Annotated in this window: 21 protein-coding genes; 14 read left to right on the top strand and 7 right to left on the bottom strand. The window is 57.2% G+C overall.

Annotated features, from left to right (window positions below; genetic code table 11):
• Window positions 1–155: 155 nt before the first annotated feature.
• From pyrH to C5L39_RS03315, 3 genes are all read left to right on the top strand, one after another.
• Window positions 156–842, top strand: coding sequence for a UMP kinase (pyrH, locus tag C5L39_RS03325; RefSeq protein ID WP_425453845.1), 687 nt, complete (start codon window positions 156–158; stop codon window positions 840–842).
• A 114-nt stretch (window positions 843–956) separates the two neighbouring features.
• Window positions 957–1,514: a ribosome recycling factor gene (gene frr / locus C5L39_RS03320; RefSeq protein WP_123047452.1), complete on the top strand. Its 558-nt coding sequence runs from the start codon at window positions 957–959 to the stop codon at window positions 1,512–1,514.
• A gap of 123 nt (window positions 1,515–1,637) precedes the next feature.
• Window positions 1,638–2,501: a phosphatidate cytidylyltransferase gene (locus tag C5L39_RS03315; RefSeq protein ID WP_123047801.1), complete on the top strand. Its 864-nt coding sequence runs from the start codon at window positions 1,638–1,640 to the stop codon at window positions 2,499–2,501.
• Window positions 2,502–2,664: 163 nt separating this feature from the next.
• On the opposite strand, the gene C5L39_RS03310 is transcribed toward C5L39_RS03315, so the two are convergent.
• Window positions 2,665–3,093 (bottom strand): LapA family protein, encoded by a 429-nt coding sequence (locus tag C5L39_RS03310; RefSeq protein ID WP_425453835.1) that lies wholly within the window; start codon window positions 3,091–3,093, stop codon window positions 2,665–2,667.
• 95 nt (window positions 3,094–3,188) lie between these two features.
• Here C5L39_RS03310 and rlmN point away from each other — a divergent pair, with 95 nt between their 5' ends.
• A complete protein-coding gene (gene rlmN / locus C5L39_RS03305; protein WP_123047450.1) occupies window positions 3,189–4,340 on the top strand; it encodes a dual-specificity RNA methyltransferase RlmN in 1,152 nt (383 codons plus the stop codon).
• Between the two features lie 94 nt (window positions 4,341–4,434).
• Here the strand turns inward: rlmN and C5L39_RS03300 are convergent, their stop codons facing one another.
• On the bottom strand, window positions 4,435–4,884 hold the full coding sequence (locus C5L39_RS03300; protein WP_245974862.1) for a DUF2631 domain-containing protein: 450 nt from the start codon (window positions 4,882–4,884) through the stop codon (window positions 4,435–4,437).
• A 170-nt stretch (window positions 4,885–5,054) separates the two neighbouring features.
• On the opposite strand from C5L39_RS03300, the gene dxr reads away from it, so the two are divergent.
• The 4 genes from dxr (at window position 5,055) to C5L39_RS03280 (ending at window position 10,543) form a co-directional block, all read left to right on the top strand.
• Window positions 5,055–6,221 (top strand): 1-deoxy-D-xylulose-5-phosphate reductoisomerase, encoded by a 1,167-nt coding sequence (gene dxr, locus C5L39_RS03295; protein WP_123047448.1) that lies wholly within the window; start codon window positions 5,055–5,057, stop codon window positions 6,219–6,221.
• Window positions 6,222–6,236: 15 nt separating this feature from the next.
• The gene (locus C5L39_RS03290; protein ID WP_123047447.1) at window positions 6,237–7,448 is read left to right on the top strand and encodes a M50 family metallopeptidase; all 1,212 of its coding nucleotides are present in this window, start codon (window positions 6,237–6,239) and stop codon (window positions 7,446–7,448) included.
• Window positions 7,449–7,528: 80 nt separating this feature from the next.
• The gene (ispG, locus tag C5L39_RS03285; RefSeq protein WP_123047446.1) at window positions 7,529–8,701 is read left to right on the top strand and encodes a flavodoxin-dependent (E)-4-hydroxy-3-methylbut-2-enyl-diphosphate synthase; all 1,173 of its coding nucleotides are present in this window, start codon (window positions 7,529–7,531) and stop codon (window positions 8,699–8,701) included.
• Window positions 8,702–8,716: 15 nt separating this feature from the next.
• Window positions 8,717–10,543, top strand: coding sequence for a penicillin-binding transpeptidase domain-containing protein (locus C5L39_RS03280; RefSeq protein WP_123047445.1), 1,827 nt, complete (start codon window positions 8,717–8,719; stop codon window positions 10,541–10,543).
• A 2-nt stretch (window positions 10,544–10,545) separates the two neighbouring features.
• Here C5L39_RS03280 and C5L39_RS03275 read toward each other — a convergent pair whose 3' ends face one another.
• The gene (locus C5L39_RS03275) at window positions 10,546–12,105 is read right to left on the bottom strand and encodes a DUF5129 domain-containing protein (protein WP_245974861.1); all 1,560 of its coding nucleotides are present in this window, start codon (window positions 12,103–12,105) and stop codon (window positions 10,546–10,548) included.
• A gap of 126 nt (window positions 12,106–12,231) precedes the next feature.
• On the opposite strand from C5L39_RS03275, the gene map reads away from it, so the two are divergent.
• Window positions 12,232–13,101: a type I methionyl aminopeptidase gene (gene map / locus C5L39_RS03270; protein ID WP_123047799.1), complete on the top strand. Its 870-nt coding sequence runs from the start codon at window positions 12,232–12,234 to the stop codon at window positions 13,099–13,101.
• On the opposite strand, the gene mtr is transcribed toward map, so the two are convergent.
• Window positions 13,098–14,501 (bottom strand): mycothione reductase, encoded by a 1,404-nt coding sequence (gene mtr / locus C5L39_RS03265; protein WP_123047444.1) that lies wholly within the window; start codon window positions 14,499–14,501, stop codon window positions 13,098–13,100. The genes map and mtr overlap by 4 nt on opposite strands.
• A gap of 53 nt (window positions 14,502–14,554) precedes the next feature.
• Window positions 14,555–15,556 (bottom strand): alpha/beta hydrolase, encoded by a 1,002-nt coding sequence (locus C5L39_RS03260; RefSeq protein ID WP_123047443.1) that lies wholly within the window; start codon window positions 15,554–15,556, stop codon window positions 14,555–14,557.
• Window positions 15,557–15,846: 290 nt separating this feature from the next.
• Between C5L39_RS03260 and mqo the strand changes: the two genes are divergently transcribed.
• Complete coding sequence (gene mqo, locus C5L39_RS03255) at window positions 15,847–17,349, top strand: malate dehydrogenase (quinone) (protein ID WP_123047442.1); 1,503 nt, start codon at window positions 15,847–15,849, stop codon at window positions 17,347–17,349.
• A 105-nt stretch (window positions 17,350–17,454) separates the two neighbouring features.
• On the opposite strand, the gene C5L39_RS03250 is transcribed toward mqo, so the two are convergent.
• Window positions 17,455–17,679, bottom strand: a complete 225-nt coding sequence (locus C5L39_RS03250; RefSeq protein WP_123047441.1) for a hypothetical protein — start codon at window positions 17,677–17,679, stop codon at window positions 17,455–17,457.
• Window positions 17,680–18,148: 469 nt separating this feature from the next.
• On the opposite strand from C5L39_RS03250, the gene C5L39_RS03240 reads away from it, so the two are divergent.
• A complete protein-coding gene (locus tag C5L39_RS03240; RefSeq protein WP_123047440.1) occupies window positions 18,149–18,454 on the top strand; it encodes a hypothetical protein in 306 nt (101 codons plus the stop codon).
• A 283-nt stretch (window positions 18,455–18,737) separates the two neighbouring features.
• Here the strand turns inward: C5L39_RS03240 and C5L39_RS03235 are convergent, their stop codons facing one another.
• Window positions 18,738–20,207 (bottom strand): protein adenylyltransferase SelO, encoded by a 1,470-nt coding sequence (locus C5L39_RS03235; RefSeq protein ID WP_123047439.1) that lies wholly within the window; start codon window positions 20,205–20,207, stop codon window positions 18,738–18,740.
• Between the two features lie 63 nt (window positions 20,208–20,270).
• Here C5L39_RS03235 and cobA point away from each other — a divergent pair, with 63 nt between their 5' ends.
• From cobA to C5L39_RS03220, 3 genes are all read left to right on the top strand, one after another.
• Window positions 20,271–21,032, top strand: coding sequence for a uroporphyrinogen-III C-methyltransferase (gene cobA, locus C5L39_RS03230; protein ID WP_123047438.1), 762 nt, complete (start codon window positions 20,271–20,273; stop codon window positions 21,030–21,032).
• Window positions 21,029–22,540 (top strand): MFS transporter, encoded by a 1,512-nt coding sequence (locus tag C5L39_RS03225; RefSeq protein ID WP_245974860.1) that lies wholly within the window; start codon window positions 21,029–21,031, stop codon window positions 22,538–22,540. Before cobA ends, C5L39_RS03225 begins: the two co-directional genes overlap by 4 nt.
• An 86-nt stretch (window positions 22,541–22,626) precedes the next feature.
• A complete protein-coding gene (locus tag C5L39_RS03220; RefSeq protein ID WP_123047437.1) occupies window positions 22,627–23,871 on the top strand; it encodes a multidrug effflux MFS transporter in 1,245 nt (414 codons plus the stop codon).
• The last annotated feature ends 60 nt before the right edge of the window (window positions 23,872–23,931 follow it).

The raw sequence follows: 23,931 nt of genomic DNA, 5'->3' as shown, positions 1-23,931 counted from the left end.
TGATCTCAATCTGACGCGAGAGGCAGGTCGCACAGGTAAGCGCGCACGAGGTCTGTAGGATGAATCCGATACGATTTACCGAACTAAAAGGAGAGCCACCGGTGACCACCGCTGACAACACCGACAGTCCCAAGCGACACGGCTACAAGAGAGTGATGCTGAAGCTGGGGGGTGAGATGTTCGGTGGTGGCAATGTTGGTATTGACCCCGACGTCATCGAGAATGTCGCCCGCCAAATCGCTGAAGTCGCCCAAACAGGCGCAGAGATTGCAGTTGTCATTGGCGGCGGAAACTTCTTCCGCGGCGCAGAGCTCCAACAGCGTGGAATGGACCGCGCCCGCTCGGATTACATGGGAATGCTTGGCACCGTTATGAACTGCTTGGCTTTGCAGGACTTCCTGCAGCAGCAGGGGGTTGGCTCACGCGTCCAGACCGCTATCAACATGGCGCAGGTCGCCGAGCCCTACCTGCCACTGCGTGCAGTCCGTCATCTGGAAAAGGGCCGAGTGGTCATCTTTGGCGCTGGCATGGGCATGCCATACTTCTCCACCGATACCACTGCCGCTCAGCGCGCTTTGGAAATCGGCTGCGATGTACTCTTCCTTGCCAAGGGCGTAGAAGGTGTCTACTCGGATGATCCAAGGACCAATCCAGACGCTGAACTCTTCAGTGAGATCACGCCGCGCCAGGTGATTGAAAAGGGCCTCAAGGTTGCGGATGCCACTGCTTTTTCCCTGTGTATGGATAATGCCATGCCGATCCTCGTGTTCAACCTGCTGACTGAGGGCAATATTGCCCGCGCGGTTGCCGGTGAGCAGATTGGCACTTTGGTCCGATCCTGACCTGCCTACCTGGTAGATTTGGCCTGGATTGCCAGGAATTCACTGCCGGCTGCTGCCGGTGATTATTACTTGCCCGCACCCCACCGAGAACCCTGACTGCAAGGAAGCCTCTTCATGATTGACGAGATCCTCCTCGAATCCGAGGACCGTATGACCCATTCCGTCGAGCACACGCGCGATGATTTGACCACGATCCGCACCGGCCGAGCGAACCCGGCGATGTTCAATGGCATCGTCGCGGAATACTACGGCTCGCCCACTCCGATTACTCAGATGGCGACCATCTCAGTACCGGAGCCGCGGATGTTGCTCATCCGCCCCTATGAGATCAATGTCATGGGGGCCATCGAGAAGGCGATTCGTAACTCCGATTTGGGCGTCAACCCCACCAATGACGGTCAGGTGCTGCGTGTAACCATCCCGCAGCTCACAGAAGATCGTCGCCGCGACATGGCCAAGTTGGCCAAGGGCAAGGGCGAAGACGGAAAAATCGCCATCCGCAACATCCGTCGTAAAGGGATGGAACAGCTCAAGAAGCTGCAAAAGGACGGCGACGCTGGCGAGGACGAAGTCCAGGCAGCGGAGAAAGAACTAGATAAGGTCACTCAGACCTACGCCACTCAGATCGACGAGCTGGTGAGCAAGAAGGAAGCAGAGCTAATGGAGGTTTAACCTTCTCTTGCTTTTTCTGATCCCCCCACGAACATTGACCACACCAGGAGGTTCCAGGTGAGTGACGCCCCCGACGCTCACGTCATCGGCAGCCACGGAGCCCCCGACTCAGCCTCACGGCGCGTGCTACCGGTAGATCATCTTCCTAAGCCGAAGAATTCGGCCGGCCGAAGTTTGCCGAAGGCTATCGGTGTTGGTTTGGCACTCGGAGCCCTCGTGCTTTTGGCGGTATGGAGTGGGCCGCTCGGTTGGTATCTACTAGTTGCGGTCGCAGTTGGAGTGGCTACGTGGGAAGTAGTCACCCGACTACGCGAGCATTCCTACCAGGTACCTCGGGTCTTAATGATCCTGCTGGGGCAAGCAATGGTGTGGCTGTCCTGGCCATTTGATACCACCGGGCTGGTGGCTGCCTATGTCACCGCAGTGCTGGTGATGATGTTTGGCCGGCTGTTCTATCACGGGCCAAATACCGCACCGCAGAACTACTTGCGCGATACCGCGGTGGCAATCTTTGTGCTCACCTGGATTCCACTATTCGCCTCTTTTGCGGCGATGCTCTCCCTTATTCCTTCTGATGGGACCTGGGCTGGGGCCTATATTGTTACCTTTATGCTGTGCGTGATCGCCTCTGATACCGGTGGTTTCATCGCTGGCGTGATGTTTGGCTCCCATCCCATGGCTCCAGCTGTGAGCCCGAAGAAGTCTTGGGAAGGCTTTGCCGGATCCATCATTGGAGGAAGCGTCACTGGCGCACTGACCGTCTCTCTGCTTTTAGAACACCAATGGTGGATTGGCGCGATCATGGGTATCGGTCTAGTCATCTGCGCGACGCTCGGAGATCTGGTGGAGTCCCAGTTCAAACGCGAACTGGGCATCAAGGATATGTCGGCGATGCTCCCAGGTCACGGTGGTCTCATGGACAGGCTTGATGGCATGTTGCCCTCAGCGATGGTGACCTGGCTAGTTCTCAGCATCATCGGCGGCTAACAACTAGCTCCTGAACTCATCTCTAGTCGAGGTACTACGCGCTAGAGATGAGCATCAACCCGTAGCTGGTTCCTCGCGTTCAACGCCAAGGGCGACACGACACCTACTGATCAGTGTCGTGCCGCCCTTGTGCTTTGTGGCAAATAAGGTTGCCTAACTGCTGCTACTTTTTCTTCTTCACCTGGCGGCGCAATTCCAACATCCGCATGCCGCCAACTAATGCCATGATCAACGCGCCGGTGATTGCGGAGAACAAGTAGCCAATTCCGGCCGGGAACTCAAAGGTCCAGAAAAACAAGTTGAGCTCAATTAGCTGCTGGTTTTGCATAATAAAAACCAGCAACAGGATCAAAAGCAAAGCACCAATAATCAGGGCAGCCCAGGTGCTGCCGGCCATTGACTTGGTGACTTTGGTTTTCTCGGCGCTAGCCTTGGCTTTCTTTTTAGCGTCTTTTTTCTTGGTGTCCTTAGCCGCAGTGTCCTTAGTCGCCGGGCTGGCCGGAACAGCAGCGGTAGCAGGTACCGAAGGTACCGCTGGAGAGGTTCCAGTCTGATCGTTGTCTTGGGGCGCAGGGTGTGTCATATCTGACATTCAACGCTGTCAATGAGAACTCCGCCACCGACACGCGCTGATAGTAGGTGAACAATTCGGTAACGGGGGAGTCGACGTGCCAAGATAGAGCCATTATGGCTGAACCTGTGACCCTCCAGTTCTCTGCTCCGAAGCGGGGAATGCCCCCAACCCACTTCACTGACCTAAGCGTCGAGGAACGCATCGAGCGACTCGGCAAGCTCGGATTGCCCAAATTCCGCGCTGACCAGATTGCACGTCACTACTATGGACGCTTCGAGGCAGATCCCTCGACGATGACGGATCTGCCTGCCGAGGCACGTGAAAAGGTTGCCAAGGAGCTTTTCCCCACCTTGTTGACTTCGGTGCGTTCGATCGAGACAGATGCCGGAGACACCACTAAATCTCTGTGGCGTCTCAATGATGGCACCCTCTTGGAATCGGTGCTTATGCGCTATTCCGAGCGCTCTACCCTGTGTATTTCCTCGCAGGCCGGCTGCGGAATGGCCTGCCCGTTCTGTGCTACCGGTCAAGCTGGACTTGATCGCAACCTTTCCACCGGTGAGATTGTGGATCAGGTTCGAGCTGCTGCTGCAGTGATGCAAGCAGAAGGTTCCCGCCTGTCCAATATCGTGTTCATGGGAATGGGCGAGCCTCTGGCTAACTACAAACGAGTAGTCTCTGCCGTTCGGCAAATCACTCAGCCCTCACCGGCTGGGTTCGGAATCTCACAGCGTAACGTCACCGTATCCACCGTTGGTTTGGCCCCGGCCATCCGCAAACTCGCCGACGAGGATATGAGCGTGACGCTGGCAGTGTCTTTGCATACCCCGGACGATGAATTGCGCGATACCTTGGTGCCGGTTAACAACCGCTTCTCCATCCAAGAAGTGCTTGATGCAGCCAGCTACTATGCCGAGAAGTCTGGCCGTCGAGTCTCCATTGAGTATGCTTTGATCCGAGACATCAACGACCAAGACTGGCGAGCTGATCTGCTGGGCAAGCGTTTACGCGAAGCTCTAGGCCCGCTGGTTCACGTTAACCTCATCCCACTGAACCCCACCCCGGGATCTAAGTGGGATGCCTCCCCGAAGTACCGCCAGCATGAGTTCGTGCGCCGGGTTATTGCCCAAGGCGTCACCTGTACAGTTCGCGATACCAAGGGCCAGGAGATTGCGGCGGCCTGTGGTCAGCTAGCAGCCGAAGGCACTGACGGTGCTGACGGTGCTGAAAGCTCCGCTAGCTCCGAGGCTCCTGCTGACAACTAGGATCTGCTAGAGCACGAGGGAAACAGAAAGGCCGCCTGTCCCGGAAGGGGATAGGCGGCCTTTCTAATGTCTGGAAGTTTTTCCAGAGGTTTTCCTACTTCAGTGCGTGAGCACCGGTGGAAGTCTCATCGATCTCGCGCAGGTGCGCAACACGAGCGGGCTCGATGTTGAGAGCACGCAGCTGCGAATCGCTCAAGGAAGCGTAGTCGCCGGAGAGCGTCTTCTGGTTGTAGGTCCAATCAGGCTCAACATGTCCGACCGGCTGGTTCTTACCGGTAATGGTGCGTACCTGGTTCAGGTTCGGCTCAAACATGTGGTAGAGCAGTCCCACTACCAGCAGGGCAGTAACGACTAGCAGCCAGATGGTCTCGACGTGTCCGGTGTGGTTACCGAAATTGAAGGACAACATAATTAGCACGGATACCCAGCCGGAAACCTGCACGGTGGTCCGGGAAAGCTCGCTCCAGCCGAGGCCAGCCGAGGGGACATCGAGGGTGGAGGTTCCGCTATGAACCTCAGGCACGATCTCTTTGGAAGCAGCCACGGTCTTCTCCTTCTCATGAACGCGCAGATTCCACAAGGGTGCCAGCGCGTTGAACTTCCTTATACTTACTGGCATATATCTTTGCACATTCACTGCCCGCCCGCGAGAAAACACCCCCACCGGTTAAGCAATAAGTTCGACTGTCTTGCCAGTGGTGAGATAATCACTAGGTGAGTTCTCCTAAACGTATCCTCATCCTTGGTTCCACCGGGTCCATCGGCACTCAAGCCCTAGAGGTTATTGCCGATAACCCAGATCGATTCTTGGTCGTCGGCATCGCCGCTGGCGGCTCAGACCCCGATCTGATCGCCCAGCAGGCTAGATCCCTGCGGCTTGCACCAGGGCAGGTGGCAGTGGCTAATACGCAGGCAGCAGAGAAGGTCTCTCACCTGTTAGATGGCCAGGTCATCGCTGGCCCAGATGCTGCCGAGCGATTGGTGCTCGAGGTTGAGGCAGATACTGTCCTCAACGCACTTGTTGGCTCGCTTGGCCTAGCCGCCACCCTGGCAACCATCAACCAAGGCAGCATCTTGGCCTTGGCTAACAAGGAGTCTCTGGTAGCTGGTGGGGATTTGGTCACTGCAGCGGCTGGGCCGGGACAAATTGTCCCCGTCGATTCCGAACATTCGGCCATGGCGCAGTGTTTAAGATCCGGAACTGATGCTGAGGTCGACCGGCTGGTCCTGACTGCCAGCGGCGGGCCTTTCCGCGGTCGCACGCGGGAGCAGATGTGGCAGGTCACCCCAGAACAAGCTGCAGCACACCCCACCTGGTCCATGGGACAGATGAATACCCTCAATTCGGCGACCTTGATTAATAAGGGCCTAGAGCTCATCGAGGCGACCCTATTATTTGATATTCCAGCCGATCGGATCGAGGTCACCGTCCATCCACAGTCGATTATTCATTCGATGGTGACGTTCAAAGATGGCGGCACCATTGCTCAGGCTTCTCCGCCGTCGATGAAGCTACCCATCGCCCTCGCCCTAGATTGGCCGTACCGTGTCCCCGGCGCGCAGCCAGCGCTTGATTTCCGGGATGCGCATGACTGGCATTTTGAGCCGCTTGACGACGTCGCTTTCCCCGCCGTGCGTTTAGCCCGTGAGGTGGCCTCGCGAAAGGGTAGTTTCCCGGCTGTTTATAACGCCGCCAATGAGGAAGCTGCGGCCGCTTTTCTGCAGGGCCGAATCCACTTCCCACAGATCGTAGATATTGTGGCGGAGGTTGTTGAGGGAGCAGATGCCTTCGCAGGTGTACCCTCAACCGTCGATGACGTCCTCGCCGTGGAAGGGCAAGCGCGGGCTCGGGCCAACGCGGTCGTCGATAAGCTTTCTTAATTTATAAGGAGAAACGTGGCAGCCTACTTGTCTGGTGTGTTCTTATTCGCCCTAGGAATAGCGGTGACTATCGCACTCCATGAGGCGGGGCATATGCTCACCGCACGCGCCTTTGGCATGCGAGTTCGCCGCTACTTCATCGGTTTCGGGCCGACCGTGTGGTCGAAAACGAAAGGCCACACCACCTACGGGTTGGCAGCGCTGCCGGTGGGTGGTTTTTGCGACATTGCCGGCATGACCGCCCAAGACCCGGTCACGCCGGAAGAAGCACCCCATGCCATGTTCAATAAGCCGTGGTGGCAGCGGGTAATTGTGCTCTCCGGTGGCGTCGCCACGAACTTGGTCGTCGGCTTCATCATTCTTTATGGAGTTGCCGTGACCAGCGGTATCCCTAATCCGGATGCCGATACCACTCCCACCGTCGGTGAGGTTTCTTGCGTCTCCGACCAGATTGACGCGCAGACCCTCGCCGAGTGCTCCGGCACAGGTCCTGCTGGGGAAGCCGGCATCGATGTAGGAGACCGCATCCTCGCGATCAATGGTGAGGAAGCCGAGAGCTTCACTCAGCTGCGAGACACCGTGCTGACCATGCCCGGAGAAGTGGTCACCCTGACCGTTGAGCGGGGCAACCAGATTATCGACGTCGAGGTGCCGGTGGCATCGGTAACCCGACTCGACGGGCAGGGCGAGCAAGTCCAAGCTGGCGCAATCGGAGTCTCGAATGCCCCCGTCCCTGACGCAATCAAGAGTTATGGGCCCATCGAGGGCATTGGCGCTACTGCTTCCTATAGCTGGCAGGTGCTCGATGGGACCGTCCGCGGGCTTGCTCAATTCCCCTCCATGATCCCCGGTGTGGTCTCCGCCATCTTCGGCGGAGAGCGAGATGTTGAAGGTCCCATGAGCGTGGTTGGCGCCTCCCGGCTCGGCGGTGAACTGGTCGAGCGTTCTCTGTGGAATGTGTTCTGGATGATGCTGGCATCGCTGAACTTCTTCCTAGCGCTGTTTAACCTCATCCCGCTTCCGCCACTCGATGGCGGTCATATCGCGGTGGTGCTCTATGAGAAGATTCGCGATATCTTCCGACGCTTGCGCGGTCTAGGCCCAGGCGGTCCTGCCGATTACGCGAAGCTGATGCCGGTGACCTATGCGATGGGAGCCACGCTGCTGACCATCGGCGTGATTGTCATCGTGGCAGACGTGGTGAACCCGGTCCGATTGTTCGGCTGAGAGTAGTCAGGGCAGGTCGGTGGACTGTGCTGCGGTGCTAGAGTTGGCGTCATCTCTATTCCGTTAAATTTGTCAGGAGAATGTGCAACGTGTCGACCTCCATCGGACTCGGTATCCCGGCCACCCCGCCGCCGGTCTTGGCCCCGCGCCGAAAGACTCGTCAGCTGATGGTCGGCAAAGTCGGGGTGGGATCGGATTTCCCCATCTCGGTGCAGTCGATGACTACCACTAAGACCCATGACATCAATGCCACCTTGCAGCAGATCGCTCAGCTGACAGCATCCGGTTGCGACATGGTTCGAGTTGCTTGCCCGAAAACCATTGACGCTGAAGCGCTGCCGATCATCGCGAAGAAGTCGCCGATCCCGGTCATCGCAGATATTCACTTCCAGCCTAAGTACATCTTCGCGGCCATTGATGCAGGCTGTGCAGCAGTGCGCGTTAACCCCGGAAATATTAAGGAGTTTGACGGCCGAGTCAAGGAGGTAGCCAAGGCCGCCGGTGACGCAGGTATCCCGATTCGTATCGGTGTCAACGCTGGTTCGCTGGATAAGCGGATCATGGAGAAATACGGCAAGGCCACTCCTGAAGCACTGGTGGAATCAGCTCTTTGGGAAGCTAGCTTGTTCGAAGACTGTGGTTTCGGAGATATCAAGATCTCGGTCAAGCACAATGACCCAGTCGTCATGGTCGAGGCCTACCGGCAGCTAGCCGCTCAGTCTGACTACCCGTTGCACCTTGGTGTGACAGAGGCCGGACCCGCATTCCAGGGCACCATCAAGTCCTCCGTTGCCTTCGGCGCATTGTTGGCTGAGGGAATCGGCGACACCATCCGCGTGTCCCTCTCTGCTGACCCAGTCGAGGAAATCAAGGTCGGCGACCAGATCTTGCAGTCGCTCAACCTGCGCCCCCGCAAGCTCGAGATCGTGTCTTGCCCTTCTTGCGGCCGCGCCCAAGTTGATGTCTACAAACTCGCCGAGGAAGTCTCCGCTGGTCTCGAAGGCATGGAGTTCCCCCTGCGCGTGGCAGTCATGGGCTGCGTGGTCAATGGCCCAGGTGAAGCGCGAGACGCTGACCTTGGTGTGGCCTCCGGTAATGGCAAGGGACAGATCTTTGTCAAGGGCGAGATCATCAAGACGGTGCCTGAGTCTCAGATTGTTGAAACCCTCATCGAAGAAGCCATGCGGCTGGCAGAGGAACAAGGCCTAGAAGAGGTCGCGGGCGCCAAGGCCGAAATCAAAGTCACCCGCTAGTCGGTCGGTATCGGCATGAGAAATATAACGGCGGTTGTCTCGGTGTTGGCATTGGTCTGCGGGTTGGTCTCCTGCACTCCGAAGCCAGTATCGGCCGAGCCAGTCGCCGAGGATTTTCTCACGGCGATGTCTGAACGAGACCAAGAAGCCTTAGCCGAGTTGGTTGATTCACCGACTGCCGCCCAAGGTGTTATCGATGACACCTTTGATGGTCTCCAAGCTGAATCGGTCACGGTGACGATGGGGGAGTCCACCGTTCGGGAGAATATCGCCACCGTCGATTACACCTTGGACTGGCAGCTGCCGCGTGATCGTTCGCTTACCTATGACTCTTCGATGACGCTGACCCAGGTTGATGAGCAGTGGACCGTTCGTTGGCAGCCGACCTTGCTGCACCCAGGATTAGGAGCCAACCAGCATCTCGAACTGCGCTCGGTCCCCGCGACTAAAGCCAGCGTGATTAGCTCCGATGGGGCAGAGATCTTGCAGCCCGGAGTCAGCTATCGGGTGCTCATTGACCGAGATGCTATCGAAGATGTCCGACCAGTAGCCGCGAGCGTGGCAGCGGCGATCAACGCCGCCCATGACCGCGACGAGACGATAGCAACAGTTGATGCTGCTGAGTTAGCGGAGCAACTTGACCGGGTAGAAGGCACCTATTCGGTGGCTATGGTTAATTCCACCGAAGGCCCGGCAGTGTTAGAAGCACTATCGGGAGTCGATGGCGTGGTGGTGAACGAAGAAGCTGCGATGGTCTCGGTCGATTCCGGTTTTGCCCCGGACATTATGTCTCGCGTGGAAGCCTTGGTCGATGAAGAACTCGATGGTGCCAACGGCTGGCGGGTAGCTACCGTTAACCAACACGGAGCCTTTATTGACGATGTGGAGTTCCACGCGGCCACCCCAGCCCCAGCCGTTCAAGTCAGCTTGGACTATGACATCCAACGCGCCGCCCAAGAAGCGGTAGATCTACAGGCAGATGCCCAGGCCATGCTGGTGGCTATTCGGCCCTCAACCGGGCAAGTACTGGCGGTGGCTCAAACCGAAGAAGCCGATGCTGAGGGAGACCTCGCACTGACCGGTCAATACCCACCAGGCTCGGTGTTTAAGATCATCACTGCCGCCGCAGGTATCGAGGATGAAGGTCTGACCACCGATTCCATCGTTGGCTGCCCGGGCTCGATGAATATCTATGGCCGCCAAGTGGTCAACTACAACGGCTTTTCGCTCGGCAACGTTCCACTTGAGCAAGCATTTGCCGCATCCTGTAACACCACCTTCGCCGATATCAGCACCCAACTTGCCCCTGGAGAGCTCGCAGATACCGCTAAACAATTCGGGCTGGGCATCGACTTCGCTATTCCTGGGCTTAACACCACTACTGGTTCGGTCCCCGAGGGTAAAACCCCTCTCGAGCGCACCGAATCCGGCTACGGTCAGGGCCTCAACTTGGCAAGCCCCTTCGGTCTAGCGTTGGTGGCCGCCACTGCTGCCAATGGGCAGACCCCAGTGCCGGTACTCATTGAAGGCCATGACACTGAGGTCAGCGAGCAGACCACGGCTCCGGACCCAGGCGTTATTAGCCAGGTACAACAGATGATGCGCTCGGTGGTGACCTCTGGTACTGCTCGCGGGATGGCCGCAGGCGGGGAAATCTATGGCAAGACCGGTGAGGCTGAGATTGCTGATGGCTCGCACGCGTGGTTCGCGGGCTACCGTGACGATGACATTGCCTTTGCCACCTTGGTGGTACTTGGCGGTGGCTCGGAAACCTCGGTGGCTATCACCGACCGGTTCTTCACCAATCTCGATACCATCCGAGCAGAGTCCGGCCAGATCTAGAGCTAGAAGCTCGAGGACCCACCGGCACCTGAGAACCCAGAGCTAAAGGATGTATTAGTCGAAGATGCCGCCTGCGCGCTTTCATGAGCTTGGACGTTACTCATATGCCAGGTGCTCAACGCCCAGAAGGGGACGAAGTCGTGGTAGCCATATCCGGGGCGGTAGTTGCGTTCATAGATAGCCGGTGCTGCCAGCTCTGAAGAAGCCTCGACATCCGAGAATTTCTGTGACTTCAATTGGTTAAGTGCCAGCCGGTAGTCACTGAGTAGGACCACGAAATGATCCAAAAATTCTGGTTGCTCAGCGGTCAATGAGAGTGCATCGGCGCGGTGTTCGATGTCTTTGAGCCTGCGGGAGAGCTCGGATTCTTCTTTCCCGATCTCTAGCTGGGCGGCGATAACATCCTCGCGCAAGGCTGCGAGTTCGCTTCGGCGAAGTGCTTCGTCGCCGTGTTCTAGTTTGAACAGGCTATCGATGTTCTCCTCGGCGTAGCTGACCTGTTGCGTGACGGCGGCGGCGTCGGCTAGTTCGGTGGAGACAGCAAGGAAGTCTTTATCGGGGGAAGCTTCGTTGAGCTGGCTGAAGCCATCGACGTGATCATGCAGCTGTAGAAAGTGGTCGCGCACCTGTTCCCACTGTTGGCGCATCTGGTTATCGGCAAAGGGTGAGGCCAGAGAATGAGCTCGAATATCGATCTGGTCGAGGCGCTGGGCCAATGAACCATATTCTTTGGATACGAGATCGTGATGATACCGGGCGGTAAGAACCTTCTTCCGGCCCGCCCGGAGCATGGCGCCACCACCAGCGCTCAAGGCTGCGAGTAATCCCGCAGCACCTACTGAACCGCCGATAATGGCAGCCGTGCGATTGCTCTGGTCTTGTTCATAAAGATCTTGGGCTAGAGCTTCGGTATCGGTAGCCGCATTGGCGCCAGCGAACAGACCAGCGGGAATATTGTCATCGACTACTCCAGGCTGAATCGCGGTTACCGCCTCATCCAAATGGCTGCCAGAGTTTAGATACAGAGCATCGGCGACATCTTCGCCAGCGAAGACGAAGGATTGTCGCGGATCCAACCCGACACCGACGATCAGGGTGCCGTCACTGAAGTGTTCATCATCGTCGGAAATGAGTTCGGGAGCGGAATCGCGAGCGAATTCTTCCACAGTGTCATTGACATTTTCGTTGTTCTCGGCAAAAACCAGGTAGTTGAGCTGGGTGACTACCGCAGGGATCTCCAACCGGTCGGCATCCCGAAGCATCCGGGCTTCATCCTCAGCACTGAGGACACCAGCTGGATTGTGGATGATCACTTCCACATTTTCAGAAGGCGCTAGTTCGGGGGAGTCCTGCGCAAAATATTGCTCTTGTTGCGGAGCTGGCATTGCCTGGGAGATTCCGAAGGCGGTGGCTCCGCCGACCAAGACAGCTGCGCCGAAGGAGACTCCGACAATCTTCAGCACAGTCGGAGTGATATCTGACTGTGGCACGACTTCTTCCCCCTCACCTTCGCGGGGTGTGGAATCGAGATGTCCATGAGAGTCCGACTGTGAGGGCACCATTTCGCCGAGTGTAGGAGGTGTCTTAGGTCTTGGCCACTCTCTCCCAGAGAATCGGTCCGAACGGATACCTCAGGCCACCTCACCCGGCCATGACGGCTACCTCCAGCGGGGACTACCATGTCCGTTATGGTTACTCGAGCTCCTCTTACCCCAGGCAAAATGTCGCCTATCCGTTCTGTCCCCGGCAGCATCGAACGTCCCGAATATGTGTGGAAAAATGATGTTCAAGAAGGAATCGGCGAGCCATTCGTCCAGACTCCTGAGGTTATCGAAGCCATGCGCGAGGCCTCAAAAATCGCAGCCAATGCGCTCGCTGAGGCCGGCCGCGCCGTTGCACCCGGTGTGACCACCGATGAGCTTGACCGTATTGCGCATGATTACATGTGCGATCACGGCTCTTACCCGTCTACCTTGGGCTACCGAGGTTTCCCGAAGTCATCTTGTATTTCGCTGAATGAAATCGTCTGCCATGGCATTCCCGATAGCACTGTGGTTGAAGACGGCGACATCGTCAATATTGACGTCACTGCTTTCAAAAATGGTGTCCACGGTGACACCAATGCGACCTTCTTGGCTGGCAACGTCAGTGAAGAACACCGGCTGCTGGTCGAACGGACCAAGGAAGCTACGCTACGCGGCATCCGTGCAGCCAAGCCGGGCCGGGAAATCAACGTTATCGGCCGGGTTATTGAGTCCTACGCCCACCGCTTCGGCTACCAAGTGGTGACCGATTTTACCGGTCATGGTGTTGGCCCGACCTTCCATAATGGCTTGATCGTTCTGCATTATGATTCCACCACCTACCGCAACATCCTCGAGCCAGGGATGACCTTGACCGTCGAGCCGATGATTAACCTTGGTGGGCTGGATTACACCATCTGGGATGATGACTGGACGGTGCAAAACACTGACCATAAGTTCACCGCCCAGTTCGAGCACACCCTAGTTATCACCGACGACGGCAACGAGATTCTTACTCTGCCCGACGAGGTCTAGAACTCCAGACCCAGCAAGGCGTTTTCGGTCAGTTCTGGAAGTGCGGGGTGGATCCAGTACTGGTTGCTGGCTACCTCGCGCACATCCAAGTCGAAAGCCATCACGGTGATCATTTGTTGGATCAGAGTGGAGGCCTGTGCGCCAAGATAATGGGCGCCCAGCAGTCGACCGGTCGCTCGGTCGGCGATGAGCTTTGCGATGCCCTCGGTGTCTTCCATCGCCCAGCCATAGGCCACGTCACCGTAGTTTTGTACCTTCACGGTGATGTCGTAGCCAGCTTCGCGCGCTTGCTCCTCGGTGAGCCCGACGGAGGCGATCTGCGGATGGGTAAATACCGCAGAAGGCACGTGGTCATGCGGCATCTTGCGCATATCCTCCGGATGGAGCAGGTTGTGGCGCACTGCTCGCATCTCGGCATTAGCCACATGCTTGAGCATGAACGGCGAAGAAATATCTCCTAGCGCCCACACCCCAGGCGCGGAGGTGCTGCGGCCAAACTCATCTACCGAAAGCCGGCCGTCGGAAGTGATCTCGATGCCACCTGCTGCGAGATCTAGCTGGTCGGCATTGGGGATGCGTCCTGTAGCCACCAACAAGACATCTGCTTCGATGGTGGAGCCATCATCGAGGGTGAGGCTTACCCCGTCGTCAGTGTCGTTGGCTTGTGCGACGGTGCGGCCGAGGTGGACGTCGAAACGCTCGGCGAAAATCTGGTTGATTCGTGAGTAAATATCAGCGTCGGTCTGTCGCATCAGCGGGGAGCGGCAGACTATATCCACCTTCGTGCCCAGTGCGTCGAAGACGTGAGCAAACTCCATGGCGATGAATCCGCCACCGATGATGACGATCGATCGTGGCTGCTTGGGCAAGCGCATAATGTCTTCATTGGTGTGATAGCTCACCCCAGATTCGCGAATGCGTTTCGGGATTAGTGGGCGCGAACCAGCAGCGACAACAATCCGGTCGCCGGAGATAATTTTTTCCTCATCTCCCTGGCCGGTATGTAGGGTGCGCTCGCCGACGAAGGTGGCGTGGCGATCATAGACATCGATATTCGGGGTCTCCGGACCACGGCGGTAGGCCTCGCCACCAGCGGCGATGAGATCGATGCGGTTATCGAAAGTGCGTCGGATGATCTGTTTCCAATCAACCGAATTGACCTGGGAATCAATACCGAGTCGCTCGGAGTGATTGGCCTCGTAGGCTTTGTCTGCGGCATAGACATACATCTTGGTCGGGATGCATCCGACATTGAGACAGGTGCCACCGAAAGTGCCCTTTTCGATGATGGCGATGGATTGGCCGTCGAACTCAGGGCCGGGGATGGAGTTGCCCGAGCCGGTGCCGATGATGATGAGATCGTAATGTCGATCGACGGTAGTTCCGGCCGAATCGCTCATGGATAGTTCTCCCTAGTTCTCAAAATACCTAAAGCGGATGGACTCCGACGATCCTACAGTCGAGAGAGCCAGTTGCTGGTGATCATCATCGCTTCCTCGAGCGGATATGGAGTAGAGAGGAAGACATCGTGGCGGGCACCCTGGATGGAACGAACGGTGACTTCTTGGCCTAGCTGCGGTGCCCAGCGTTTGATCTGCTCAATATCGAGCACAATGTCGGCGGAATCGGCAGCCGCGGAATAAGGCTTGCCCAGCAATGAGTGTGCAGAGCACAAGGTCAAGACGGGAACCCGGACATCGATTTTATTACGGTGGACTTTGGCTTGGTTACGCAGAACTTCCCGCAGCCAGCCGAGATATTTGGGGTGACCGCCTAAGGGCTTCATGACCGTGTCGAACTCCCAGGTTCCGTGGCGGCTGATGTGTAGAGAGCTGCCATAGGAACCGAGGTTGCCGCCGGGGATTGCTAGGCGGGGAAATAGTTTGCCAGCCAGATTGACTATTGGTTTTCCCATCACCACCAGTGGGCGGGGATACATCATGTCCAGCCACGGGCTGTTGAGGATGATTCCATCGAGTTGGTCATGGCGTGCCGAATCATTGGTAGCCAGATGATCAGCCCACAGCGCAGTGATCAGTCCGCCGGTGGAATGGGCCAAGGGCACGACTCCGGAGTGTTCGGTGCTGAGGATATCTAGGGCTGCGTTGAGGTCTGGGAAATAGTGTCGGAAGTCGTTGCTGTAGTGCCAACGCTGGTTGCCCACTCGGGCGCGGCCACATTTTCTCAGATCAAGCGCGTAGAAGGCATAGCCAGCCTCGTGCAGATCGTGGGCGAGGTGAGCATGGAAGAAATAGTCGGTCATCCCTGGTACCCAGAGTATGGCGCGTCTCGACGCCCAGTCCTTCGGCGTCGGCTCACCTTCTGGCAGGTAGCGGACCAAACTCGCGATGGCTTCGCCTTCGCCTTCAGGGTCGGGGCCGAAATTGATCTCGCAGTTCATGAAATCCGGGCCGAGGATATCTTCACGCCACTGGCTCACATGGGGATTACTCATGCCCAACACTCTAGAGCCGGATTGTGAATGTAGCTGAAGTCGGCAGTGGGCAGTTAGGCTCAGAAGTAGTCGGGGGAGAGGTCGGGGGGAATGATTTTGGTGGTCTAGCCACACTAAACTGAGTGTAAATGTCCGCCTCACTATGGGGAGGGCGTAAGGTTGAGTAGCACCGGACAATGGGTGAGGTACCCCGCCGAGGATGGGCCCGTGTGTGGTTCCCACTCCTTCCGCCGGGTTAGAGCAGTAATCTGGCGGGGCCCACAATTCGACGATGAATGAGGTAAATCAAGGTGTCCACCGACAACAAGAACTCCACTAAGGCTACTGACGAGGTCGATGTTGCCCTCGTTGGCGCTGGCATCATGAGCGCCACCCTTGGTGCCATGCTGCGCGAGTTGGAGCCCAGCTGGTCCCAGATGGTTTTCGAGCGTCTAGATGGCCCGGCGCAGGAATCTTCGTCCCCGTGGAACAACGCTGGTACCGGCCACTCGGCACTGTGCGAGCTTAACTACACCCCGGAGAAGAACGGCGAAATTGACCTCTCCAAGGCAGTTGCCATCAACGAGAAGTTCCAGGTCTCTCGTCAGTTCTGGTCCCATCAGGTAGACAATGGCGTTCTCGCCGACCCGCGTGATTTCATTTCACCGGTTCCGCACCTAGCCTTCGCTCAGGGCGATGAGCAGGTCGATTACCTGCGTCGCCGCTACGAAGCACTCTCTCAGAACATCCTGTTCCCAGGGATGGAGTACTCCGAGGATGATGCGAAGTTCGCTGAGACTCTGCCTGTTATGGCTAAGGGCCGCGACTTCGCTGCAGAGAAGGTAGCCTTCTCCGGCACCGACATCGGCACCGACGTTAACTTCGGTTCCTTGACCAAGCAGTTCCTCACCGCGGCCAAGGCATCCGGCACTGAGGTCCGTTATGGCCATGAGGTCAAAGACCTCAAGCGCGATGGCGGCAAGTGGAAGATCACCGTCAAGAATGTTCACACCGGTGACATCTCGGTAGTCAAGGCCAAGTTCGTCTTCGTCGGCGCCGGCGGCTACGCACTGGATCTGCTGCGCAAGGCTAAGGTTCCTGAGGTTCGCGGTTACGCTGGCTTCCCGGTCTCCGGCATGTGGCTGCGTTGTACCAACGAAGAGATCATTGAGCAGCATGCTGCCAAGGTCTACGGCAAGGCCAAGGTCGGCGCTCCGCCGATGTCGGTCCCGCACCTAGACACCCGCGTCATCGATGGTGAGAAGGGCCTGCTGTTCGGCCCTTACGGCGGCTGGACCCCGAAGTTCCTCAAGGGTGGCAAGTACACCGACTTCTTCAAGGGCATTCGAGTGGACAACATCCCCTCCTACCTTGGCGTTGGCGCCCAGGAATTCGGCTTGGTCAAGTACTTGGTTGAAGAAGTGACCAAGAACTTCGAAGGCCGTATGGAAACCCTGCGCGAGTACGTTCCTTCCGCTGAGGGCGAGGACTGGGAGTCCATCATTGCCGGTCAGCGCGTCCAGGTCATCAAGCCAGCCGGTTTCCCGCGCTTCGGCTCCTTGGAGTTTGGTACCGCACTGGTCAACTCCATCGATGGCTCGGTTGCTGGCCTGCTGGGCGCTTCCCCGGGAGCATCCATCGCCCCGGCAGCCATGATTGAGCTGCTCGAGCGTTGCTTCGGCGACCACATCATCGAGTGGGCTCCGAAGCTCAAGGAGATGGTTCCTTCTTATGGTTCCAAGCTCCACAACGACGAGAAGATGTTCAACGAGCTGTGGGATTACAGCCAGAAGGCTCTCAAGCTGGAGCGCTAGTTCGCACCTTCACTTGATGACTTACTGAGCTACTAAAAGCGCCTCTACCCACACCATCACGGTGTGGGTAGAGGCGCTTTTTCAGGTCTTCCTCGAAGAGGCATTTTAGCCTTCCGTGAGGTCTCGGCGAGCGAACCCGACAACGGCCATGACTCCCAGAACTGCGGCTATCAACGACAGAATAATCAGGGTGGATGCTTCCACCTCTGCATCAGGTACTAGCGGAATGTGCCACAGCGGGGAGAGCGCACGGGCGGCCTCCGGGAGGTCGAGAAGCTCGCCCAATAAGAGCACCAATGATGACCATCCGACCATCAGCCAGGAGATCATCGTTGCTCTGGTGCTGTTGCAAATAGGGATTTTGGATTGCTCTCTATTCGTTAGCATGCAGCGCACGATGGGTGGTGGCTCCACCAATTTGGCTCAAAGGGCGAGTTTGCAACAGCACCAGGTAAATCATGTTTATTTATGAATAATGTGTGAGAAGACATCGGGGCTTGTCTCCGTTGCGGTCAATGCCGGGGTATGGAAATTGGTGTGGTCCTGGAAATAGTGGACCAGGCGCGCCTATCAACACTTTTGATAGTCTTTGTTGACAGCACGATCGCTGTTATGGCAATCGTGGTTATTTCTCCTGTTCTTGCGATAGGGAATTTATTGCGGGTATTAGAAATAATAGTTTCAGCGGTTTTAGTGAAAACGCTGCGGCGCTTGCGATTGCGACATACTTCGACTCGGCATTGTGTAATCCGTTTTCATAGTCGGTCTACCCGCGATAAAAGGTGAGGAATGAGTAAGTATGGAGAGCGCTAAGAGATCTTTGCTATGGGCGGTCATGTCGATAGCAATATCACTTTTCACGATCGCATTCCCGTATTTGTTTCCAGACGTTTTTCCTGATGGCGTCTTGGTGTATTACGTCATTACGATCCCTCTAGGAATTGTTGCCGGTTTTTGCGCCTATCGTTCGGGTAGCAACTTGCTTATTGCTCTGGCTATTATTGCAGGTTTGTCACCATTACTTGTTATGTGGGTCGTCTTGGCAGTCCTGAAACTTGTTTACATTGTTACAGGCGGTCAGTATCCCGGACCTGAATGGTTGTAGTGCGTTAAGAGATTCTTAGGTTTTACTGCGTGGTTAAAAAATAAGATGCTGTTGCAAACTCGCCCTTTGAGCCAAATTGGTGGAACCGCCACCCATCGTGTGCTGCATGCTAACGAATAGAGAGCAATCCGAAATCCCTATTTGCAACAGCACCTCAGAGGTCATGATGCTCGAGGCTCCTGCCTAACGAGGTAAACACCGCCAAGAAACCCTCGGCAGATCTGACTGCTTGATTCTAAGCTAGATTCTCCCTCAATCTTCGGCGTGGAATCCTCATCGGCGATTAGGTGCCACAGAAGGTCCGATAAGGGCCGAAATCTGCCGGTGCTGGGTGCGCGTATCGGGTCAGGCTCAGCTGCTCATCGAAAGGGTGGGTCACTACCTCCAGCAGCTGATGGAAGGCTGAGAGATCGCCCTCCTGGGCCAGAGACAAGGCTTCCTCCACCAGATGATTGCGCGGGATATAGCTGGGATGAATGCCACCCAACCGTGTGGCTGAGGGGGAGTAGGTCAACCAGCTGTTTAACCACTGATCTACCTGCTCTTCTGTGCCCGCCGTGTCTTTGGTATCCGCTGCGAGCAGTTCTTTCAGCTGGGTATCTTCTCCTGCCGCAGCAGTAACCAAGCTGCGCTGAAAGCGCGTGAGATCAAGGTTGCCGCCAGAATGGGCAGCCAGCAGCGCTTGGTAGCCGGCGATCACCTCGCGGGCATCTTCTGGGACATCTAGGGCAAAGGCCAACTCACGGCTAGCGGCTGCTTGGCTGCGACTATCGAAGCTATCTAGTAGATCCTGAGCGATACTGAGCGCTTGGTCGGGATCCTCATGGAAAAGCGGGAGCATTGATTCCGCCAGCCGGGCGAGATTCCATCCCAACACCCCAGGCTGATTGCCGAAGGCATAGCGGCCTTGCTGATCAATGGAACTATAAACCTCCGCCAGATCATAGGAATCGAGGAAAGCACAGGGCCCGTAGTCGATGGTTTCCCCCGACAAGGTGGTGTTATCGGTATTCATCACTCCATGGACAAAGCCCAAGCGCATCCATCTGGCCACCGTGGCAGTCTGGGTATCCATAATTGCCCCGGCCAAGGCCAGATACTTGTCTTCGCGCTGCGCCAATTCCGGATAATGGCGATCAATTACTTGATCGGCCAACCGAGCCAGTAGGTCATTGTCCCCATCGAGCATGCGCGCATATTGCATCGTGCCCACCCGCAGATGACTATCAGCCACTCGTACCAAGACCGCGCCGGGCACGACCTGCCCGCGTTGAATTCGCCGGCCGGTAGTTACTACCGCTAAAGCTCTGGTCGTGGGCACTCCGAGCGCTGCCATGGCCTCACTGAGCAGATATTCACGCAGCATCGGCCCCACCGCTCCGCGGCCATCGCCCCCGCGGGAGAAGGGAGTGGGACCGGAACCTTTGAGGTGAAGATCGTGTAGCTGGCCCTCGACGTCGGTGATTTCGCCGAGTAGGAGAGCGCGACCGTCGCCAAGCCGGGGTGAGAACTGGCCGAATTGATGGCCGGAATAGGCCATCGCCACCGGCTGCGCATCCTCGGGCAGTCTATGTCCCAGCAGGAATTCCAGGCCTTCAGTGCTGCGCAGCCAATCGACATCTAAGCCCAGATGCTGGGCGAGCGGCTCATTGAGTACTAAAAGCTGCGGCGACGGGGCGGACTCTGCCTGCCAAGGCACTGTCAGCTCCGGTAGCTGATCGGCGAACATATGTGACAGGTTCGGGGTATCCATGTGCCCAGGCTAATCAAAGGCGGCTGTCGTCGGGATGGCGCGCACCGCCTAGACTGGTCGAGCATGAGCGCAGCTAGCCCGGAGACATCCGAGAATTCTGACCTGCCCGGCGTCACCCTCGTGGGGGGCGGGCCAGGTGCCTGGGATCTGATCACGGTTCGAGGGATGAATGCCCTCCGAAGCGCGGATGTCATCCTCACTGACCATCTTGGCCCCACTGACCAGCTAGAAAAGCTGGTGGAGGTGGCAGACAAAGAGATCATTGATGTCTCCAAGCTGCCCTATAAACGCCAGGTCTCTCAAGATAAGACCAATGAACTGATTGTGGCCCACGCCCTAGCTGGCAAGCGGGTAGTCCGGCTCAAAGGCGGGGATCCTTATGTCTTCGGCCGTGGCTTTGAAGAATTGGCCCATTGCCGCGCCGCGGGCATTTCCTGCGAGGTCGTGCCTGGGGTCACTAGTGCGGTCTCGGTACCGGCTGCCGTTGATATTCCCATTACTCAACGCGGGATGGTGCATTCGTTCACGGTTGTCTCTGGCCATCTACCGCCTGGACATCCGAATTCCTTGGTCGATTGGTCAGCCTTGGCGCGCACCGGTGGGACGCTCTCGGTGATCATGGGGGTGCGCAATGTTGCCGCGATTACTGCCGCGCTTATCGACGCCGATTTAGACCCGCAGACCCCTGCGGCCGTCATCCAGGAGGGCACCACCGAAGGTCAGCGCCAAGTGCGCTGCCCGCTGGGGGAGCTAGCCCAAACGATGGCCGAACACGACATTCAAGCCCCGGCTGTCTATGTCATCGGCGAGGTGGCTGGACTATGAGCGCTCCAATGCCCCACGCGGGTGAACACCGCTATCCAGTAACCGGATCTGCCTTTGGCCTGCCGTTGATGGTGCTGTGTGCGCTGCAGCTGATGGTGGTACTTGATGGCACAGTGGTCAACCTGGCACTAGCGCGGATTCAGGTGGAATTGGGATTAACCGATGCCATGCGTTCGTGGGTAGTGACCTCCTACGCTTTGGCCTATGGCGGTTTGTTGCTGCTGGGTGGCCGCATCGGTGATGTCTTTGGGCGCCGTCGGGCCTTCCTTGGCGGCGTGGCTATTTTTACTCTGGCCTCCCTAGCCTGCGGTCTGGCCACCACTCCTGAAGTGCTGATCGTGGCCCGAATTGCCCAAGGCATTGGTGCGGCCATTGCTTCTCCTACTGCCATGGCCTTGATCGTGGTCACCTTCGCACCAGGTCGACCTCGTAACCAAGCCTTTACGGTCTTTGCTGCAATGTCAGGTTTGGGTTCGGTGATGGGGCTCGTCGTTGGCGGCGCCCTGACCGAGGCCAGCTGGCGCTGGATCTTTTTGATCAACGTCCCCATTGGGCTAGCGATTATGGCCGCAGGTTTGAAAGCACTGACAGTGGTGGGACCGACGGAACGGCTCGCGCTCGATGTCCGAGGTGCAATTTTGGCCACGGCGGCGTCGACACTGTTGGTTTTTGGCCTGGCTGGTGGTGGTGCTGGAGCAGATATCGTAGTGGTTGCCGCCCTGGTCATCGGTGTGGTGCTGTTGCTCGCGTTTTTCTACTCGCAGCGCACGGCGGTCAACCCGGTGCTACCGCTGCATATGTTTGCCAATCGCTCGCGAGCAGCGGTATTTATCTGCCTACTGCTTGTCGGTGCTCTGATGATGGCGATGACCGTGCAGGTGGCGTTGTTCGTCCAAGAAGTGGTTGGCTATGGCCCTTTGCAGGCTGGCTTAGCGTTTATCCCCTTCGCTTTCGCACTTGGTCTGGGGACATTTGCCGCAGGATCCCTGGCAGAGCGGACACAACCCAGGTGGATTATCACTGCGGGTGGATTGATCCTAGTCGCCGGATTCGTCTATGCCTCCCAGCTGGGGGAGGACATCGGCTATGTGCCTGAATTGCTCATCGGCATCCTGGCGATCGGTTTTGGTATCGGCATGGTCTTGATCCCATTAACTCTCTCGGTGGTGGCAGGAGTGGCCCCCGCTGATGTCGGGCCGCTAACCGCTACTGCGTTGGTATCGCAGACTCTCGGTGGGCCACTGGGGCTAGCCGCAGTGACAGCTTTTGGTGAAGCGCGTGCTCGCTCGATCGTCGGAGATGGTTTCGACTCGATTAACCGTGAGGCACTGACTGGTCTGGAACGCACGGCTTTGGCTGCGGGATATACCGATTCTTTGTTGATCTGCGCGGGGCTTTCGGCCCTAGTGGTGGTTATCGCGGTGGTGTTTGTGCGCTTTACTGCCGATGACATTCGGGAAGGCAAAAAGGCTGAGGCTGCCGCCAACACCAATCGGGATAACGCCTAGCGCTGGCAATATATACCGCACTAGGTATGTGGACTATGGTTACTCATCTTAGTTGCTGAAAACCAGAGTCAATAACGAAAGAAGCTATGAGCGCGAGCGTTCCCACCAGCACCCCGAAGGCTCTCATTCCTCCCATGGTCCTGGGAGTCTTGGCATTGTCATCGATGGTGGCACCCCTATCGATCAACATGTACCTCTCTGGCCTGCCACAACTGGGCCGAGATCTGGGGTTGAGTCAATCCGGCGCCCAGCTCACCTTGACCTTCTTCCTGGCTGGCATGGCCATTGGGCAGCTGGTGGTGGGGTCACTCTCTGATACCAGGGGCCGTCGTGGCCTCTACGTGGCTGGCACGATCTTGCTGGTTATAGCGACCATCGCCTCCGCGTTGGCCCCGCACGCCTGGATCCTATTCGCAGCTCGCTTTATTCAGGGCCTAGCTGGTGGTACTGCGGTGGTGTTGGCTCGCGCAGTGGCTACCGACCTAGCTCGAGGCCCAGAATTGGCTCGAGTATTTTCCCTGTTGATGCTCCTTGGCGGAATCGCCCCGGTCATTGGCCCCGTCATTGGCGGGCTGATCGTGGATTCAGTCGGTTGGCGAGGTGTGTTTTGGTTGCTGGCGGTGATCAACCTCGCTATCGCATTAGGCGTGTGGAAACTCGTACCCGAGACTCTGCCGCCAGAAAAGCGTCAAGAAAAGGGTCTGGCCCCCATCCTGAAAAACATGGGTTCACTCCTGCGTGATCCTGGTTATGTGGGTTTCGCCGTAGGATTCATCTTCTCTTTTTCTACGATGTTCGCCTACGTGGCCGCTTCCCCGTTCATTCTGCAGGAATATTACGGCTTCACCCCGGTGCAGTTCTCGATCATCTTCGCAGTCAATACCACCGGCATGTTCATCGTCGCGCTGATCAACGCCAAGATCGTTCGCAGGCTTGGCCCCTTGGTACTAGTGAAAGTGGGAAATACCGTGTTGGCGCTGGCGGCCACTGGCTTGGTTTTGGCTGCGCTTGTCGACGCTAACCGCTGGGTCATCCTGGTCGGGCTGTTCCTGGTGGTCTCGTCCAATGGAATCAACTACGCCAATAACTCAGCCCTGGCGATCTCTAGGGCCGGAGATATTGCGGGCTCTGCTTCTGCCTTTATTGGCTCCGGACAATTTCTCATTGGCGGCATCCTGAGCCCGATTGTCGGTCTAGCAGCTGCCGCAGGGATGTCGCAGCCAGTGGCTATGACCGCCGTGATGTTTGTGACCTCATTGATCGCTGCGCTAGGTGTCCGCAGTGGTGCCCGTGTGCTGGAACGGGAACAGGCGACAGCCAGTCAATCCTGATCAACTCAGCAGATGCAGTTCCTCAACGGATCGAATATCCAGTAGTGACGATTACGGCAA

The sequence above is a fragment of the Corynebacterium alimapuense genome (genome assembly GCF_003716585.1).
Lineage (GTDB): Bacteria > Actinomycetota > Actinomycetes > Mycobacteriales > Mycobacteriaceae > Corynebacterium > Corynebacterium alimapuense.
This window is presented reverse-complemented; position numbering and strand designations above follow the sequence as displayed.

What these genes read in the sequence shown, in the direction of transcription:
- C5L39_RS03260 (WP_123047443.1), bottom strand. Translation starts at nt 15,556, where the DNA reads ATGAGTAATCCCCATGTGAGCCAGTGGCGTGAAGATATCCTCGGCCCG.
- C5L39_RS03220 (WP_123047437.1), top strand. Translation starts at nt 22,627, where the DNA reads ATGAGCGCGAGCGTTCCCACCAGCACCCCGAAGGCTCTCATTCCTCCC.
- map (WP_123047799.1), top strand. Translation starts at nt 12,232, where the DNA reads ATGGTTACTCGAGCTCCTCTTACCCCAGGCAAAATGTCGCCTATCCGT.
- pyrH (WP_425453845.1), top strand. Translation starts at nt 156, where the DNA reads ATGCTGAAGCTGGGGGGTGAGATGTTCGGTGGTGGCAATGTTGGTATT.
- C5L39_RS03235 (WP_123047439.1), bottom strand. Translation starts at nt 20,207, where the DNA reads ATGGATACCCCGAACCTGTCACATATGTTCGCCGATCAGCTACCGGAG.
- frr (WP_123047452.1), top strand. Translation starts at nt 957, where the DNA reads ATGATTGACGAGATCCTCCTCGAATCCGAGGACCGTATGACCCATTCC.
- C5L39_RS03250 (WP_123047441.1), bottom strand. Translation starts at nt 17,679, where the DNA reads ATGATCTCCTGGCTGATGGTCGGATGGTCATCATTGGTGCTCTTATTG.
- C5L39_RS03310 (WP_425453835.1), bottom strand. Translation starts at nt 3,093, where the DNA reads ATGTCAGATATGACACACCCTGCGCCCCAAGACAACGATCAGACTGGA.
- C5L39_RS03275 (WP_245974861.1), bottom strand. Translation starts at nt 12,105, where the DNA reads ATGGTGCCCTCACAGTCGGACTCTCATGGACATCTCGATTCCACACCC.
- C5L39_RS03280 (WP_123047445.1), top strand. Translation starts at nt 8,717, where the DNA reads ATGAGAAATATAACGGCGGTTGTCTCGGTGTTGGCATTGGTCTGCGGG.
- cobA (WP_123047438.1), top strand. Translation starts at nt 20,271, where the DNA reads ATGAGCGCAGCTAGCCCGGAGACATCCGAGAATTCTGACCTGCCCGGC.
- rlmN (WP_123047450.1), top strand. Translation starts at nt 3,189, where the DNA reads ATGGCTGAACCTGTGACCCTCCAGTTCTCTGCTCCGAAGCGGGGAATG.
- C5L39_RS03240 (WP_123047440.1), top strand. Translation starts at nt 18,149, where the DNA reads ATGGAGAGCGCTAAGAGATCTTTGCTATGGGCGGTCATGTCGATAGCA.
- C5L39_RS03225 (WP_245974860.1), top strand. Translation starts at nt 21,029, where the DNA reads ATGAGCGCTCCAATGCCCCACGCGGGTGAACACCGCTATCCAGTAACC.
- mtr (WP_123047444.1), bottom strand. Translation starts at nt 14,501, where the DNA reads ATGAGCGATTCGGCCGGAACTACCGTCGATCGACATTACGATCTCATC.
- ispG (WP_123047446.1), top strand. Translation starts at nt 7,529, where the DNA reads ATGTGCAACGTGTCGACCTCCATCGGACTCGGTATCCCGGCCACCCCG.